This window comes from Mesorhizobium sp. LMG 17147, assembly GCF_024297145.1.
In the GTDB taxonomy this organism is placed as follows: domain Bacteria; phylum Pseudomonadota; class Alphaproteobacteria; order Rhizobiales; family Rhizobiaceae; genus Mesorhizobium.
Genome location: NZ_JANCTC010000002.1, coordinates 215,792 through 232,074, shown reverse-complemented (window position 1 = coordinate 232,074; position 16,283 = coordinate 215,792). Strand labels below are relative to the sequence as shown.

The 16,283-nt window shown below is 62.8% G+C and carries 17 protein-coding genes and 1 tRNA gene; 9 read left to right on the top strand and 9 right to left on the bottom strand.

What is annotated here, in order from left to right; genetic code table 11:
• Positions 1-2: 2 nt before the first annotated feature.
• The 3 genes from NMG46_RS04985 to NMG46_RS04975 all read right to left on the bottom strand — a co-directional run bounded on the left by NMG46_RS04985 (position 3) and on the right by NMG46_RS04975 (position 1,408).
• Entirely contained in the window at positions 3-293 is a 291-nt protein-coding gene (locus NMG46_RS04985) for a hypothetical protein (RefSeq protein WP_254816614.1), read from the bottom strand.
• A 136-nt stretch (positions 294-429) separates the two neighbouring features.
• A complete protein-coding gene (locus NMG46_RS04980) occupies positions 430-954 on the bottom strand; it encodes a hypothetical protein (protein WP_254817062.1) in 525 nt (174 codons plus the stop codon).
• 127 nt (positions 955-1,081) lie between these two features.
• Positions 1,082-1,408 (bottom strand): DUF1330 domain-containing protein, encoded by a 327-nt coding sequence (locus NMG46_RS04975; protein WP_023677873.1) that lies wholly within the window; start codon positions 1,406-1,408, stop codon positions 1,082-1,084.
• A gap of 173 nt (positions 1,409-1,581) precedes the next feature.
• Here NMG46_RS04975 and NMG46_RS04970 point away from each other — a divergent pair, with 173 nt between their 5' ends.
• Both NMG46_RS04970 and NMG46_RS04965 read left to right on the top strand, forming a co-directional pair.
• Positions 1,582-2,274: a helix-turn-helix domain-containing protein gene (locus NMG46_RS04970; protein WP_254816613.1), complete on the top strand. Its 693-nt coding sequence runs from the start codon at positions 1,582-1,584 to the stop codon at positions 2,272-2,274.
• Positions 2,275-2,321: 47 nt separating this feature from the next.
• A tRNA-Arg gene (locus tag NMG46_RS04965) sits at positions 2,322-2,398 on the top strand.
• Between the two features lie 316 nt (positions 2,399-2,714).
• Here the strand turns inward: NMG46_RS04965 and NMG46_RS04960 are convergent.
• On the bottom strand, positions 2,715-3,137 hold the full coding sequence (locus tag NMG46_RS04960) for a RidA family protein (protein WP_254816612.1): 423 nt from the start codon (positions 3,135-3,137) through the stop codon (positions 2,715-2,717).
• Positions 3,138-3,256: 119 nt separating this feature from the next.
• Positions 3,257-4,105, bottom strand: a complete 849-nt coding sequence (locus tag NMG46_RS04955) for an SDR family oxidoreductase (RefSeq protein ID WP_254816611.1) — start codon at positions 4,103-4,105, stop codon at positions 3,257-3,259.
• 97 nt (positions 4,106-4,202) lie between these two features.
• On the opposite strand from NMG46_RS04955, the gene NMG46_RS04950 reads away from it, so the two are divergent.
• Positions 4,203-5,105: a LysR family transcriptional regulator gene (locus NMG46_RS04950; RefSeq protein WP_254816610.1), complete on the top strand. Its 903-nt coding sequence runs from the start codon at positions 4,203-4,205 to the stop codon at positions 5,103-5,105.
• Between the two features lie 143 nt (positions 5,106-5,248).
• The gene (locus NMG46_RS04945; RefSeq protein ID WP_254816609.1) at positions 5,249-5,452 is read left to right on the top strand and encodes a hypothetical protein; all 204 of its coding nucleotides are present in this window, start codon (positions 5,249-5,251) and stop codon (positions 5,450-5,452) included.
• Here NMG46_RS04945 and NMG46_RS04940 read toward each other — a convergent pair.
• Positions 5,449-5,688, bottom strand: coding sequence for a VOC family protein (locus tag NMG46_RS04940; protein ID WP_254816608.1), 240 nt, complete (start codon positions 5,686-5,688; stop codon positions 5,449-5,451). The genes NMG46_RS04945 and NMG46_RS04940 overlap by 4 nt on opposite strands.
• A gap of 212 nt (positions 5,689-5,900) precedes the next feature.
• On the opposite strand from NMG46_RS04940, the gene NMG46_RS04935 reads away from it, so the two are divergent.
• From NMG46_RS04935 to NMG46_RS04925, 3 genes are all read left to right on the top strand, one after another.
• Positions 5,901-8,177 carry a PAS domain S-box protein gene (locus NMG46_RS04935; protein ID WP_254816607.1) on the top strand — a complete coding sequence of 759 codons (2,277 nt, stop codon included), beginning with the start codon at positions 5,901-5,903 and terminating at the stop codon, positions 8,175-8,177.
• Between the two features lie 408 nt (positions 8,178-8,585).
• Positions 8,586-10,331, top strand: a complete 1,746-nt coding sequence (locus tag NMG46_RS04930) for an adenylate/guanylate cyclase domain-containing protein (protein WP_254816606.1) — start codon at positions 8,586-8,588, stop codon at positions 10,329-10,331.
• A gap of 442 nt (positions 10,332-10,773) precedes the next feature.
• Positions 10,774-11,355 (top strand): dienelactone hydrolase family protein, encoded by a 582-nt coding sequence (locus NMG46_RS04925; RefSeq protein WP_254816605.1) that lies wholly within the window; start codon positions 10,774-10,776, stop codon positions 11,353-11,355.
• Positions 11,356-11,659: 304 nt separating this feature from the next.
• Here the strand turns inward: NMG46_RS04925 and NMG46_RS04920 are convergent, their stop codons facing one another.
• Entirely contained in the window at positions 11,660-12,616 is a 957-nt protein-coding gene (locus NMG46_RS04920; protein ID WP_254816604.1) for an alpha/beta fold hydrolase, read from the bottom strand.
• A gap of 205 nt (positions 12,617-12,821) precedes the next feature.
• On the opposite strand from NMG46_RS04920, the gene NMG46_RS04915 reads away from it, so the two are divergent.
• Positions 12,822-13,814, top strand: a complete 993-nt coding sequence (locus tag NMG46_RS04915; protein WP_254816603.1) for a hypothetical protein — start codon at positions 12,822-12,824, stop codon at positions 13,812-13,814.
• A gap of 1 nt (position 13,815) precedes the next feature.
• Positions 13,816-15,291: an FAD-dependent oxidoreductase gene (locus NMG46_RS04910; RefSeq protein ID WP_254816602.1), complete on the top strand. Its 1,476-nt coding sequence runs from the start codon at positions 13,816-13,818 to the stop codon at positions 15,289-15,291.
• A gap of 24 nt (positions 15,292-15,315) precedes the next feature.
• Here the strand turns inward: NMG46_RS04910 and NMG46_RS04905 are convergent, their stop codons facing one another.
• Positions 15,316-15,786, bottom strand: a complete 471-nt coding sequence (locus tag NMG46_RS04905; protein ID WP_254816601.1) for a YbhB/YbcL family Raf kinase inhibitor-like protein — start codon at positions 15,784-15,786, stop codon at positions 15,316-15,318.
• A gap of 49 nt (positions 15,787-15,835) precedes the next feature.
• Positions 15,836-16,273: a DUF2267 domain-containing protein gene (locus NMG46_RS04900; protein ID WP_254816600.1), complete on the bottom strand. Its 438-nt coding sequence runs from the start codon at positions 16,271-16,273 to the stop codon at positions 15,836-15,838.
• Positions 16,274-16,283 lie beyond the last annotated feature (10 nt).

The following is a 16,283-nucleotide window of genomic DNA, read 5'->3' as shown; positions in this document are numbered from 1 at the left end:
GCTTACGGCCCGCTCTTCGGATCCTCGACCTCCAGCGCTTCCATGACCGGCGCCAGCTCGTTGTCGTCGGCGGGTTGCGGTTCTTCGCCTGTCCTCGCCTTCCTCAGGGCTGCCTCGATCGCCTCCTGGATGTTGCCGAGTTCGTCTTCGCGAACCTCGTGGCCATAGCCGGCAGCGTCGGCATCCTGCTCGAATTGCTGCGCCAGGACGGCGACGCTCACTTCGCTCTCGGCCGGTAGATTGCCGACATTCTCCTGCAGCCAGGTTTCAAAGAACTCTTTTGTGGCGCTCATGCGGGTCTCTCCTTCGGGACACTAAAGCGCGCTGGCATCCCGAAAGTTCCGCTATCTGAGCCGTCTTTGCGCCCGTTGCTGGCTGTCTCGCAATTCAGAGCGGCCAGGCGGCGATGGCGCCGCCTGGCTCGGCTGCTTACTGGCTGGCAGCAGCCGTCGGTTCGCACGACACGTTCGGGTTCATATCGGCGAACGCGCCGGTCGGGTTGCCCTTCCAGGCCCAGACATGCAGCTCGTAGAAAGGTCCGAGGCCATAGCGGTTGGGCGCGCTGTTGAAATTGAACAGATGTCCATCGAGCGAGGCCGGGCCTTTCGAGGTGATGTATTCGACCGCGATCAGTTTTAACGTGCCGTCGGCCATCGGCTCGTACATGACGGCTTCAGGCTTGGCGACATCGACCGCGTCGTCCTTGAGGTAGCCGGGATTGACGTAGTGGATGCCCATGGCGCCGCCGGTGATGCCGCTGGCGCAAGGAATGGGCGCATAGCCCTCGGCGGTCGCCGCCGCCACATTCTCGAAGCGGCTGTTGGCGGCGCGCACCTTGTCGGCCAGCGGATTGGGACCGGAGGTGGGGGCTGCCTGATGCGCCTGCGCCAACGCAGTGCAGGCCGACAGCAGCGCCACGGCAGCGAGGAACTTGTTGCGAAAGTTGATTGTCATAGTCATTCCATTCTTCTTGAAAAGCACAGCCCGGCCGGCCGCCGGAAGTAGGGAGGTCCGGCAGGTGGGCGCTGTGGCTGTTGTTGCTGGGAGATCCCTGCCCCGATGCGACGAATGCAGGGGGAGATCATCCCTTCGGCAAATACGGGATGGTTCCGGCCAGATCGGAATTGTCGATCAGCTGGAAACGGCTGTCGCTACCGCCCTGACGGGCCGAAACGAAGGGTGCGTAGGCAGGATCGTCGGTAAAGGCGCGCGCCGCGGCCTCGGTCGGGAACGCCATCAAGGCAATCAGCGTGGTGTCGAGCGGCTTGCCTTCGAGCGTCTTCACATTGCCGCTGCGCGACAGATATCTGCCGCCGTGCTTGTGGACGAGGTCGTGCACCGACGCGGCATAGGCCGGCATCCACTTTGGGTCCCTCACCTTGATGTCTGCGATAACGTAAGCGGTCATGGGTCATGTCTCCTGGTCGTGCACAGGGGTATCCCGTGCAGCGGCCAAGGGGTCGCATGGCAAGCGTCGCGCCAGCCAGTCCGCGATCTGTACTGGTGTAGTACAGTTTCTGTACTCGCCGTGCCGCCGGGAAAGGCCTATTGTCCCGGCGGAGTTTGAGGGAAGGCAACATCATGACCCAGTCGGGATACAAGCAGTTTTGCCCGTTATCGATGGCCGCGGAGGTGCTGTGCACCCGCTGGACCATGGTTCTGCTTCGCGAATTGGTGGCGGGCTCGACCCGTTTCAACGATCTGCGCCGCGGCGTCCCCAAAATGTCGCCGACCCTTCTGTCGCAACGCCTCAAGGAGCTCGAGCTGGCCGGGATCGTCGAGCGCAAGGAGGTGCGCGGCGAGAAAGGCATCTTCGAATACCGGATGACCGAGGCAGGCAGGGATCTGCGTTCCGTCGTCGAGGCAATGGGTTTTTGGGGGCAGAAATGGGTCGAGTCCCGGCTGTCGCTGAAGAACCTCGATCCGTCGCTGCTGATGTGGGACATGCGGCGCAATCTGAACGCGTCGCCGCTGCCCGACGGCCGCACGGTGATACAATTTCTGTACCAGGAGCTCCCCGCCTCCAAACGGTCATGGTGGCTGATCGTCGAGAAGCACGGCGAGGTCGATCTCTGCTGGTATGACCCGGGCTTCGATGTCGATCTCTACGTCTCGACCGACCTGCACACCATGACCGAAATCTGGATGGGGCTGATCACCGTCGAGAAGGCCGGGGCGAAAGTCGTTCTGACGGGCGACCAGGATATCGCGCGCAAAATGCAGACCTGGCTCGGCCTGAGTCCATTCGCGGTGGAGCCGAAGCGAGCGGCCTAACTGCCCCTTGGCGAAACGTCCCGAAGCGGTTATGTGTCGGGCCGCGTGGTCCCGTAGCTCAGTAGGATAGAGCGGCAGATTCCTAATCTGTAGGTCACAGGTTCGATTCCTGTCGGGATCACCAAAGTTTTCAATAACTTAGTGAATTGGTGCCGTACTTTTTTGCCAATTAGTACGGCACCTCGTCTATGGCACGAGCGGCGAGGGTTATTGGACCTCTGAGGAAGTTGATTGGATTGTCTACTGTTCGCACGAAGGGACGATCACGCTTGGCGGGTCAATAACAGCAATCGCCCCATCAAAACTCCCTTGCGGCTGATTGGAGTTAACGTCCGCTCCGGGTTGGGAGTTGAATGGCAGCTATCCTTGAACCAGCACCTTTGACCGGACGGTCTGAAATCGGCCCAAATCGCCGATGCAGAAAATTGCAGGGTAAACGATCATCGCTTGTCCGCTGGCTGACCGCTTGTCGTCAAAGGGATGCGGGCGATGACCTTGATCTCGAAATCGAAACCCGCGAGCCAATTGACGCCCACTGCCGTCCAGTTCGGATAGGGAGGTGCGCCGATTTCTTCCGCGCGGACAGCCAGCACCGTTTCGATCTGTTCGTCCGGGTTGGTGTGGAAGGTGGTGACGTCGACAACGTCATCGAAGCTACACCCGGCGGCGGCCAAGACCTCACGCATATTGGCGAAGGCCCGCCGAACCTGATCCTCGAATACGGGCTCAGGCGAGCCGTCCTCACGGCTCCCGACCTGACCCGACACGAAGAGAAGATCGCCAGAGCGAATGGCCGCGGAATATCGATGAATATCGTATAACGCGTGGCGTTTGGCTGGGAAAATGGCGTCACGTGCAGGCATTTCGTGTTCCTTTCTGTCTTAATAACGGCGCCGGGCCGGAGCCGGGGGCATCTATCGGAATCAACGGGCGGAGCTGCATGCCGGTGGCCTGCGGCTCTGGATCGGCGGGAAAGGTTAGGTCACAGCCGCGCCAGCTCCTCGACGGTGAAATCCGCCGCAACCGCGATGTCCTTCTGCCGGTCGAGCTCCTCTATGCGCCCGCCGAGTGCCTTGCGGATGCCGGCATAGGCCTCGGCACCAAGCACCAGCCGTTTCGGGAGCGGACCATCCTGATCGGCAAGCCGGATCAATGCGTCCGTCATGCGGTCGGGGTCGCCCTTGATCACCCATGAGACACCCAGCGCCTTGCGGATCTGACCGGCGGGTGTTCCCTCATAGGCCGCGAGCGGCTTGGTCCGCGCGAGATTGCCGCCGAACCCGGTCCGCGCCGGCCCAGGTTCCACAAGGCTGAATTCGATGCCGAAGGGAGCAGCCTCCTGCGCCACGGACTCGACGAATCCCTCGATACCCCACTTGGTCGCGTGATAGAGGCTGAAAGCCGGATAGGCGATCTGGCCTCCCTCGCTCGATACCTGTAAAATCCGGCCGCCACCCTGGCTGCACAGATGCGGCACCGCCGCCCGGATGAGTGCGATCGAGCCGATGAGATTGGTGTCGATGATGTCCCGGACCTGCACATCGCCAGCCTCTTCAGCCGCGCCGAGGAGGCCATAGCCAGCATTGCTGACGACGATGTCGATCCGAGTGGATGCCGCGAAGGCGCGGTCGACCGCGGCGCGGACCGAGCTCTGGTCCCTGAGGTCCATTGCAACGATGCGGAGCCGTTCGGGGTAACTTGCACGCAGATCGGGAAGTGCGTCCTCGCTGCGGCTGGCACCGACGACGCGGTCTCCCCTGATCAGGGCCTTCTCCGCCAGCAGCCGGCCTAGACCGGAAGACACACCCGTTATGAGCCAGGTCTTTTCCATTTCTCATTTCTCCAATTGATCCAGGCAGGAGATAGGGCAATCGCATTGCGCGCATTAGCCGTTGAAATCGGCATGGGATAATGCAAAATCCCCATCAATGCCCCGCCCGTCGCTCAACGATCTCACCGCCTTCGTCGCCGTTGCCATACACCGCAGCTTCCGCCGCGCAGCGGACGAGATCGGCACGGCACCGTCCACATTGAGCCATGCGATGCGTGCGCTCGAGGAACGCATGGGCGTGCGACTTCTGAACCGCACCACACGCAGCGTCTCGCCGACAGAAGCCGGGTTCCGGTTGCTCGACCGTCTTCAGCCGGCGCTCGCCTCGCTGGACGAGGCGCTCGACAGCGTCGCGGGGTTCCGGGGCAATGTCGCGGGCACGGTCCGCATCAACGCACCGCGATTGGTGGCCGGGCTTCTCGTTCGCTGGGTCCTTCCGCAGATGGCGGAGCGCCATCCGGACGTGACCGTGGACATCGTCGTCGAGGGGCGGCTCATCGATATCGTGTCCAGCGGGTTCGATGCCGGCGTACGCCTCATCACATCAATTCCCAAAGACATGATCGCCGTGCCGTTTGCACGCGCGTTGACGTTCATCTGTATCGCGTCGCCCGCCTATCTCGATCGCTTCGGGGAGCCGGGAACGCCCGAGGAATTGCAACGCCACCATTGCATGGGCCACCGTATGCCCAGCGGCAAGCTCTATCGATGGGAGTTCGAACGCGCAGGCCAGGAACTGGTGATCGGGGCAAACGGCCCCATCGTCCTTGATGACGAGGAACTGATGGTCGAAGCCGCAATAGAGGGTCTGGGCATCGCCTATGTGGCGGATTGGGCCGCCGAAGCGGCGTTGTCCGATGGCCGGCTACGCAAGGTCCTGACCGCGTGGACGCCAGCACCGGAAGAAGTTGCGGTCTACTACCCCGGACATCGAGCCGTACCGCCCGCACTGCGAGCTTTTCTCGACGTAGTCAAAGACCTGCGGAAGAAAGAACCTTAACTGGATCACGAACGACGCCCTCGCGCGGAACAGCCGCTCTGCGGACAAAGCTGACCTCGCCACCGGTTCCTTGGCCATACGCGTCTGAAGTTAGTCCGTGTGTCTGAGTTGGGCTGTGTGGGCGCCTACCCACTGCGTAAGACATGGCGCAGGACAAGGACGCCTTTGACGCTAACTCCTTGGCCGATAATCAGGCGGTGACTGGCTGCATCAGTTCGAAGATGTTGCCCCAAAGATCGGAGAAGAACGCGATGCGGCTGCTGATCGCCGGAACATCGAATGGCTCATGCACGATTTTTCACGCTACGGCGCTTCAACTCGGCAACGGCCTTGTCGACGTCGTCTAGGCGAAGGCAAGGTGATGCCACCCCGACAGGCCGAGGCTGGCGCCAAGATCCGCGTATACGGGGCGCTCGGCAGCGCCGGGGCCTGCCAGAAGTTCAAGGCGGAAGCCGTCATCCACTGCCGGCGAAAGAAAGACGAAGGTCATATCGTCGCCAGACGGTACGGTATCCACGACGCTGAAATCCAGCTTTTCGGTGTACCACGAGATCGCGGCATCGCGGTCAGGCGCTCGGAGCAAAGAAGGGTCGCATCAGGTCATAGCGCGAACGGCAGGTTTCGAAACGCGCCATGAGGGTCAGCAAATGGCGCTCCTGTCCTGCTGGTGCAAGCGTTTCCCCACCCCCGCACCGTACTGCGGTCGGATTCAGGCATCTTGCCGGAACTCACGATAATCGTCATCCTTGCCAGCCCGACGGCCAGCGTTCCGACCGGTCGTCACGGAGCCCGCCCTTGCAAGAAGACGACGACGGAAACGCATTCCAAGAGGCGATCCTCGCTTCGGTGGTTCGCTCATCGCTCGACTGCGTGATCGTCACGGACGAAGCCGGATTGGTTGCGGAATTCAACGCGGCGGCCGAGGCGACCTTCGGCTATTCGCGCGCTGAAGCGGTCGGCAGACAGATCTCGGAGCTCATCGTCCCGCCGCATCTGCGCAAGGCGCACGCAAACGGGCTTGCCGCCTATCTTGCGGGTGGCGCCCCGCGGTTGCTCGGGCGTCGCACAGAGCAGACTGCCATGCGAGCGAACGGCACCGAGTTTCCGGTGGAACTCACGATCACCGAAGCCCGGAGCGGCAAACGTCGTTTCTTCACGGCGAGCTTGCGCGACCTGTCGCAGCGCCACGCTGCCGACGCAGCTCTGCGTGCCAGCGAAGCCCGCTTGGCGGCATTCATGAAGCATGCTCCCGTAGGCATGTACCTGAAGGATACCGACGGACGCTATCTGGTCGCCAATCCGGAAATGGGAAAGGTCTTCGGCCGGCCAGCCGAGAGCGCGATCGGACTAAGCGCGGCCGACATTTTCGGGCCGCAGGAGGCCGCGATGATCGCGGAAAACGATCGCCGCGTGCTGGAATCGGGACAGGCGATTGCAATCGAGGAATTTCTAAGCAACGCGGTCGACTATGCCTGGAGCCTTGTCGTCCGCTTTCCCGTGCTGTGGGCCGATCAGCAACAGGCGCGCATCGGCGGCTTCGATATCGACATCACCGAGCAGAAGCGCGCGGCCGAGCGCCTGCAGCAAAGCGAGCGGCGCTTCCGAGACCTCACTCACCATCATCCGGTTCCGGTCGTGTTCATAGACTCGCGAACGAGGCACCTGATTACCGCAAATCCCGCCTTCCGCGAGATCATGGGTATCAACCCGCGTGACGAGGACCGCTTCCGCCAGCACCGCTGGTTCGCCACACGGGAAGACTATCGGCGCCTCAAGGCCCTGTCACGTCAGCAGCCGCGCGCCGACGGCGTGGAGGCTCAACTTCGGCGGCTGGACGGCTCCGTGTTTCCCGTGTCGCTGAGTTGGCGCCACATCGAGATGGACGACCGACCGGTGATCGTCGGCAGCATTCTTGATCTCACCGCAACCAAGGCGGCTGAAGCCGAACTGGCGCGGTCGCGCGAGGCATTGGCGCAGAGCGAGCGGCTCAATGCACTTGGTTCGTTGCTTGCCGGCGTTTCGCACGAACTCAATAACCCCTTGGCGGTCGTCGTCGCGCAGGCCCAGTTGCTGGAAGAATTTCTAGCCGGAACCGCCCACGCACAGCGGGCCGGCAAGATCAGACTCGCCGCCGAGCGCTGCGCGCGCATCGTGAAGACTTTCCTGGCAATGGCGCGACAACGCCAGCCGGAGCGCCGCAGTACCGACGTCAACGATCTGATCCGCGCAGTTCTTGACATCGCCGGCTACGGTTTGCGCACGGCAGGCATCGAGGTGCAATGCCGGCTCGCCGAGGGCCTGCCGCCTTTGGAAGTCGACCCTGACCAGATGCATCAGGTGTTCTACAACCTGATCGTCAACGCGCAACACGCCCTGCAGGAGATACCGGCACCGCGGCGGATCGAGATCGAAACGTCGCTTGAAGGCAATGACCTCCAGATCGTGATCGCCGACAATGGCCCCGGTGTGCCCGCCGAGATCCGGAACCGCATTTTCGATCCGTTTTTTACCACCAAGGCTCAGGGTGCGGGCACCGGGATCGGGCTCGCTTTCTCGCTCGGCGTGGTGCAGTCGCACAATGGACGGCTGACCCTGCTTGACCGTGCGGACGGCGCGCATTTCCGGTTGCTGTTGCCGGTGGAGGCCTGCACTTCGTCGAATTCAGTCGAAGGTGTTGCGGCTCACTCGGTCGCGGACATCGGTTGTACCGCCCTTGTGGTCGATGACGAGCGGGAGGTTGGAGAAACGGTGGCAGAACTACTAGAGGCTGAAGGTTTTGCCGTCAGGATCGTCGAGGACGGTGCCGGCGCCAAGGCAGCGCTGATGAGTGCTGTCTTCGATGTGATCTTTTGCGATCTGCGGATGCCGAACATCGACGGCCCGGCCTTGTTCGACTGGGCCTGTCAGGCAACCCCGGGCATGGCGGAGCGATTCGTTTTCGTTACCGGCGACACGCTCGGCGGCGCTGCAGCGCGCTTCCTTGAACGGGCCGGTCGACCAGTTGTCGAGAAGCCATTTTCGCGCGATTCTATCCGCCGGGCACTAAGCTCGTTGGCAGACGTTCCGCGCTAGCCAACGACCTCAGCACCTCTAAGCGCGAACGTCTGGTGTGATGCCCGATGCGCGTTCGTAGGCATCTCGCTGTTACATCGCGGTGACAAAAACACCGCCACGGTGGCGTCAACCGGTTACCAAGGGCAGTAAATATCTCCGGCCTTCTGGGAGGAGTGGCGTGTCAGCGTCCCCAGAGGCTGCGTGGGCGTATCGCCGGTTGGCCGTTAGTGCGGCGACTGGATCGCTCCACGCCTCGCAAGCGGGATAGCGAAATCTCGTGAAGGCAAAGTCGAGCTGCGTTTTCCGTTCTGTATCGGCGACCGGCGGCGACTGGGAGAGACGGATACCATGCACATGGGGCGTCTGGAAGGTGCCAGGACATGGACGCGGGGCGGCCCGCGCGCAGGCGCTTGGTCGAGCGGTGCAATGACCACGCAGCGCCACCTCGCAGCGATCATGGTTTGCGACGTGGTCGGCTATTCGCGCCTGACGGAGCGCGACGAGCGCGGCACGCTCGAGCGGCTGAAGATCTACCGCAAGGACCTGCTCGAGCCGCTGGTCTCGGAGCACCGGGGTCGGATCGTCAAGCTCACCGGCGACGGCATGCTGTGTGAATTCGGGAGCGTCGTCAACGCGGTGGCGTCGGCGATGGCGATCCAGCAGGCCCTGGCAGAACACGAGGCGGAGATGCCCGAGGAAGAGCGGATTCGCTTTCGCATCGGCGTCAATCTCGGCGACGTGGTCTGCGAGGAGGACGGCGACCTCTACGGCGACGGGGTCAATATCGCAGCCCGCCTCGACGGCATCGCCGACCCCGGCACCGTGGTCGTCTCAGGCACCGCCTACGACCACCTTCAGGGCAAGCTCGACTGCAGCTTCACGCCGCTCGGCAATCTGCGCCTCAAGAACATCGAGCGGCCTGTGCGCGCCTACCGCGTCGAGACCGACGCCGGCGCCTCGGTGGCTGCATCGCCTCCGCTGCCCGCGAAACCCTCGATCGCGGTTCTGCCTTTTACCAACATGAGCGGCGATCCCGACCAGGAATACTTCGCCGACGGGCTGGTGGAGGACATCATCACGGGATTGAGCCGGGTGAACTCCTTCTTCGTGATCGCCCGCAACTCGTCCTTCACCTACAAGGGCCGGGCGGTGGACCTGCGCCAGGTCGGGCGCGAGCTGGGCGTCCGCTACGTGCTCGAAGGCAGCATCCGCCGAGCAGGGTCGCGGGTGCGCATGAGTGGGCAGTTGGTGGACGCGATCAGCGGACACCATGTCTGGGCCGACCGCTTCGAGGGCGACGTGAGGGACATCTTCGACCTGCAGGACAAGGTGACCGAGAGCGTCGTCGGCGCTGTCGAACCGAGCATCCGGCTGCAGGAGATCAAGCAGGCGCGCATGAAGCCGACCGACTACATCGGTGCCTACGACCTCTACCTTCGTGCGCTGCCGCGCTTCTACAGCATGACGCGCGAAGGCTTCGCCGACGTGCGCCGGCTCACCAACGAGGCGCTCAGCATCGACCCAGACTTCACCCTGGCGAAGGCACTCGGTGCCTATATCCGCAGCCTGTCGGTGAGTCAGTGCTGGCACGAGCCCGACGATATCCGCGTCGCCGTGCGCATGGCCCGCGAGGTGCTGGCGGACGCGCGAGACGACCCGACAAGCTTGCGTTTCGCCGCGCAGGTGATCGCCTACAGCGCCAAGGATTACGAGACGGCGCTGGACACGATCGAACGGTCCCTACTCCTCAACCCCAATTCCGCGCAGGGCCATACGGGCAGCGGCTGGGTGAACGCCCATTCCGGCCACCCCCTCGTTGCGATCGAGCACTTCCACAGGGCGATGCGGCTGAGCCCGGTCGACCCCGAGAAGGGCATCGCGCTCTCCGGCATCGGGATGAGCTACCTGATGCTCGAACGCTACGAGGAAGCGCTGGCTTGGGGAGAACGAGCGCTGCGCGAGATGCCTAATTACGGCTCCTCGCACCGGGTGGTGATCATGGCGCTGGTCAAACTCAACCGGCTGGACGAAGCGCAGGCGGCGGCGCGGCGGCTGATGGAGGCGTTCCCGACCTACACGCTCGGTCTGCAGAAGCAGATCAACCCGTGGCGGGACAAGGTGTTCGCCGAGCACTACGTCGAAGCGTTGGGTATTGCCGGCGTGCCGGAGTGATCGTCGCGGTTGCAAAGATGCCCTCTCCTGCGCGTCACGTCCGGCCAGGCGACGCGCCCCTTGATCCCGCGTCGCCTCAGGAAGGATAGTTCTCTGGCCGGCTTGTCGAGGACCGAGCGCGTAGAGCAGCTGTGAACAGCCGGCGAGCTCTAGTGGCACTTTCGTAGGCGTTTCGTGGTGACCCCAAAATTGACCTTGGCAGAAATTCGAACCAAGACTACCGTCGCGGTGCGTCCGTCTGGCGGACGCGGGTAACGCCGGAAAGCATTTTCGTCGCCGCCTATCTGTTGGTGTAGATCGGCCCCGCGTTGTCACGCCGGGAAAAGACGATGCGCCGAGGCTTGTCATCATTTGGAAGTTCTTCGATGCACAGCGAAATCGCTTGCAGCTCTGCGAAGCGATTCGCAATTATCGCCGCAATCCACGTCCCACCTGGAGGCTCATGGCCGAGGTCCTGCTGTTCCACCACGCACAAGGGTTGACTCCCGGCGTGCGCGCGTTCGCTGACGACCTGCGGGCAGCCGGGCACACCGTGCATACGCCGGACCTGTTCGACGGACGCACATTCCAGAGTATTGACGAGGGTCTCGCCTACATCGGTGAGATCGGGTTCGACGACATGCGGGAGCGCGGCGTCCGCGTCGCCGGCGAACTGACGCCCGAGCTCGTTTACGCCGGATTCTCGTTCGGCGTACTGCCGGCGCAGAAGCTCGCACAGACACGACCCGGTGCCTGCGGAGCCCTGCTCTTCCACTCCTGTCTGCCGATTAGCGGCGAGTGGGCGTTCGGACCCTGGCCGGACGGCGTCCCGGTCCAGATCCACGGTATGGATAACGACCCGATCTTCATCGGCGAGGGCGACATCGACGCCGCTCGCGAGATCGTGGAGAAGGTCGAGGACGCGGAGCTGTTCCTCTATCCCGGCGACCAGCACTACTTCGCCGACAGCTCGCTCCCGTCGTACAACGCGGCTGCCAGCGCACTGCTCACGCGGCGGGTGCTCGAGTTCCTGAACCGCGTCTAACCATGTCGGCGACGGCCTTATTGAGGGAGTATTGGCGGCTCTCGTCAAATCCCCATAGGGTCGAAATCGCGATCACCACCCGCGCGTTCGTTCCCAGGAGGGCTTCCGGACGCCGGCCCCGGCGCACGGCACCTCTCACAGAGGCCGGCATCTCCTCCAAGATCTGGCAAGGCATTTACTCGAACAAGTGGCTGCTTTGGAGTCTCGGTGCTGGTTGCCGTGAATGTCAGCTACAGGCAGCGTAATATGCTGATGAAGTTACAAACTCCTAATCTGTAGGTCACAAGTTCAATCCCTGTCGGGATCACCACGTTTTCAACAGGTTACCAGACGGTTGCATCGGTGCTCGGCTGTGAACGCGTGCGAGGAAGTCGCGCACCAACGCAAGCGCCTCATCGAAATGGGTTTCCAGTAGCCAGTGGCCGGCGCCATCGAGGAGATGGAGCTCTGCTTGCGGCAAGTCGCGCTTGTAGGCGCGGGCCGATGCGGCCGGCATATAGCCATCCTCAGGACCCCAGACGATCAGTGTCGGTGGTTGCCGTTCGCGCAGATAAGCCTGGTATTTCGGGAACCAGTTGAGGTTCGCCTCCAGCTTCTCCATCAGGCCGACCGCGAGCCGCCGACGGGGCGGCGTGTCCATCAGAGGCCAATGGAGTTTCCACAGATCCGGTGGCACGCGCTCGGCCACGACCTCGCCAACCTCACCGATGAACTCGTGGCGGAAGCCCTCCTCGCTCACCGCTTCTTCCAGCGGGCGATGCTTGTCGGGCGTCTTGTCGTTCCAATACGCCTTGATGGCTGCGTATTTCGGGCCGAGCACGTCTTCGTAGATGTCGCCGTTCTGGATGATAAGCGCGGCAACGCGCTCCGGATAGGCGATGGCGTGGCGCAATCCGATCTGCGAGCCGTAATCGTGCAGCCAGAGCGCATAGTGGGACAGGCCGAGCGCGTCCGCGAAAGCCGCCAAAAACCCGGCATAGGTCTCGAAATCGTAGCCGAATGCAGCCATGTCGGGCGTAGCGCTATAGCCGAAGCCAGGAAAGTCCGGGGCGAACGTGTGCCAGCGATCGGCCAGTCCGGGCATCAGCCTTCGAAACTGATAGGAGGAACAGGGATAGCCGTGCGGCAGCAGAAGCACGGGAGCATCGGCCGGGCCTTCCTCGCGAAAGAAGACAGTAATTCCGTCAACTCTGATTTGGCGGTGTCGCAACTTTGCCTCCTCGATTGAAAGGCTCCGAAAATGACTGGTAACCTCCCGCATCCCGTTGTGAGCGCCTGGACCCGAAACTCATGATCAGGTCGAGGGTTCCCGGTCGCGGCCGGTGGAAGCGACCAAGGAACCCCGCCGCCGATCAGATCGTTTGGCGATATCTGGCCAGATAAACTGAGGCAGATATGCCGCATGCTCGCAATCGCATGGAACCGAACATCGGCAAAGTCTGCCGTGGAATTCGGGGCTTGGCGCAATGCTGCGTGACGTCGATTATGTCCTGCAAAAACTCGACTGGATGCGCGCCGAAGGCATCTGGCCCAACGGCTTGCGATATCTGTGGACCGATGCATTCGGGGTCGTGCTCTACGTCTCGCTTTATACGGAACTTGGCGAAGAGCGCTGGCTGGACGAGGCCGAGCGGCTGGTGGTGGATGTCGAGCGTGTGCTCGGCCGCCGGCGCGGATTGAGGATCGGCGAAGCGGCCGATCGCGACGGCCAGTATTTCCACTATCTGGCGATGTGGCTGTTCGCCCTGGCGCGTCTCGGCGATCTGAAGCCGGAATACCGCAAGCGCGGCATTACGCTGGCGCGGGACATTCACCCGGCATTTGTGGTCCCCGGCCGCGGCGTGATCTGGAAGATGCAGGAGGATTTGAGCGGTCCTTACCCCGGCTACGGCCTCGGCAGCATGGATGCCTATGACGGCTACGTCTCTTATCGCATGCTCGACGAAGAGGAACTGGCGCCCGAGATCGCGCACATGCGTGACCTGATGGAGCGCGATTGGCGCACGCTCGACGTCGACCAGGACCTCGGCCTCGGCATGATGCTGTGGCTCGCCCATTTCTCTCCCGACGAGCCGTGGGCCGAGGCCCAGACGAGGCGTTCGCTGCGAACCCTGGAAACGATGTGGGTCGACCCGCCCGGTTATTTCAGCCGCGCGCCATGGCTGCGCGATACCAAGTTCGCCTTCACCAATTACGGCGTATCGCTCGGCCTGCAAGCCGCCGGCATCTGGCCGGGGCGTGTCGATAGGCTGAATGCCTTCTTCGAGGACTGGCGCTCCGGCGACGAATACGACCGCGAGGCGATCACCTGGGTGATGGCCTGCACCTCGCGCCTTCCCGGTGCTTTTCTGACCCGGGATGGCGGGACAATGACTGAAAGAAGCAACCAAGCTCGGGAACGTTCCCCTGCTGGCGCGGTTGTCGATGGAAGTGCATCGAGACGCAAGGAGCGCGGTTGAAATGGCCATTCTCTTGGGAAAACCGGGAAGCTGTTGGGTAGCGGCAGCCAGATCCACGAACTACCCCCAGCTCGAAGGTTCGATCCGTGCGGACGCCGTTGTCGTGGGTGCTGGAATTGTCGGGCTGACGACGGCGCTTCGCCTTTGCGAGGCAGGCCGGTCGGTGGTCGTCGTTGAAGGCCTGCGCACGGGCGGCCAGGTGACCGGCCGCTCGACGGCCAAGATCACCACGCAGCATGCACTGATCTATCGTCATCTCATCGACACTGTCGGCCGGGAGTTGGCCCAAGTCTACGCCGATGCGAATTCCGCCGGCGCCCGACAGATCCGCGATTGGGTTCGCGAGTACGCCATCGCCTGCGATCTCGAGAGCAAGGACGCCTACACCTACACCTGCGATGAAAGCCGGCGCGCGGAGGTCGCGGCCGAGGCCGAGGCCGCGTGCCAGGTCGGGCTGGAGGCCGAGATCCTCGACCACGCGCCGCTGCCTTTCGAAACGGCCGCCGCGCTACGGTTTTCTGACCAGGCGCAGTTCAATCCGGCGATGTACCTGGTTGGCCTGGCGGAAGCGGTGACGGCCCATGGTGGTCGGATCTTCGAAAACAGCCGCGCCACCTCGATCGACGAGGCAAGCCGCTGGCGCATCGTCACCGATGGCGGCGCCGTTGATGCCGGGCATGTCGTCGTCGCCACCAACATGACGGTGAAGAGCCCCATCGGCATGGCGAACCGGACGCAACCGCGCTGCCACACCGCCATGGCCTTTCGGATCGACGATCCCTTCACTGTCGACGGCATGTTCATCGGCATCGACGATCCGACGCATTCCATCCGCACGGGCCACGATGCCGAAGGGCCGCTGCTGGTCACGCTCGGTCCCAAGTTCAACACCGGCTGGGACGGCGACGTGGCCAAGCGGTTTGTCGAACTGGAAAAATGGGCAAGAAAGAACCTTTCGGTCGGCGACGTCGCGTGGCGCTGGTGCAATGAGGATTATGATACGGCCGACAGAATTCCATATGCAGGCGAGCCCGATCCCGCCAAGGCAGCCGGCTTCCACATTGCCACTGGCTTCAACGCCTGGGGCATCACCAACGGGACGGCCGTGGGCGCGATGATCGCCGACCTGATCTGCGGCCGCCCGAGCCCATGGCAAAAACTCTACGATCCGGCCCGGCCCTATCCTGAGGACTTCCACAAGAACGGCCGCAGTCAATCGATCGTCTCAAGCACCCACGACATTGCGCCTGGTATGGGGGGCGTGATCGTCAGGGGAGAGGAAAAGATTGCGGCGTGGAGAGACACCGAAGGCGCACTCCAGGCGGTTTCGGCGACTTGCACCCATAAGGGCTGCACCGTAACCTGGAACACTGCGGACCACACCTGGGATTGTCCCTGCCACGGCTCGATCTTCGCGGCCGATGGTTCGGTCATCCACGGCCCTGCCCGAAAACCGCTTGCCCAGATTACGCTGTGAAGGCGGCGACCGACGCCCTCCGCGTCACGCCGGCCGTTCGTAGGTTCCGACCAACTTCGTCTCCTCCAATGCGTGTTTCTGGGCTTGCTTCCAGACCTGATGCACGCCCGCCTGTCCCGGTACGCTGAGGCTCGGCACATCAAGCGCGGCCAGCCGGAAATGGTAATGATGGACGCCATGCCCTACGGGCGGCTGCGGGCCATCGTAATAGGCATTGCCGAAATCGTTGGTGCCTTGCCTGAGTGCCGACGGACCGGGCTTGCCGTCTGCTGCCTCGGCGAGTTCGCCGGCATCGGGCGGGATGTTGAATACCGCCCAATGCCCGAAAGTCCCGCTTGGCGCATCGGGATCCAACACGACAAGAACAAGGCTCTTGGCACCATCCGGAACACCGGACCACTTCAGTGGCGGCGAGACGTTCTGGCCGTCACGCGTATACCTTTCGGGAATTTTTCCGCCTGCCGGGAACGCCGGGCTGATAAGGGTGAGTGGCATTGCTGTTTCCCCAAGAAGATTGCGACCAAGAAACCCGCGCCGGCGCCGTTCACGCCGCTTGCTGAGCTTCGGCGACGCGACTGATCTCTCCTGGCAGGGATTCCCAGACCTTGTGCATCTGTCCTTCTCCGACATGATGGGCAAGCACCTTGGACACGGCCCTGAATGCATCCTTGGAATCGACCGGACGGGTGAATTCAAGCTCCGCCTTGATCTTGGCCAGAAATTCGTCGAGCGACCGCATCTTCTCGGGAGCCTTGGAAGGTTGATATTGGTCATAGAAGGCGCCACGCACCAGAATCGGTAGCTGCGAGCCGAGGTGGGCTGCAAGATCCGGCTGCATACGGTCGCGCAGGGCGTGTAGCACCGCTCCGAGAACGTGCCAGGCGACCTGCCGATCCGGTCCAATCTCGTCCATGATCTCGTCGAGCCAGATGTTCGTGGTCTGCAGTGTCTTGTCGAATACGTCGAGTCCGGTGGCGTTCATCGAATCCTCC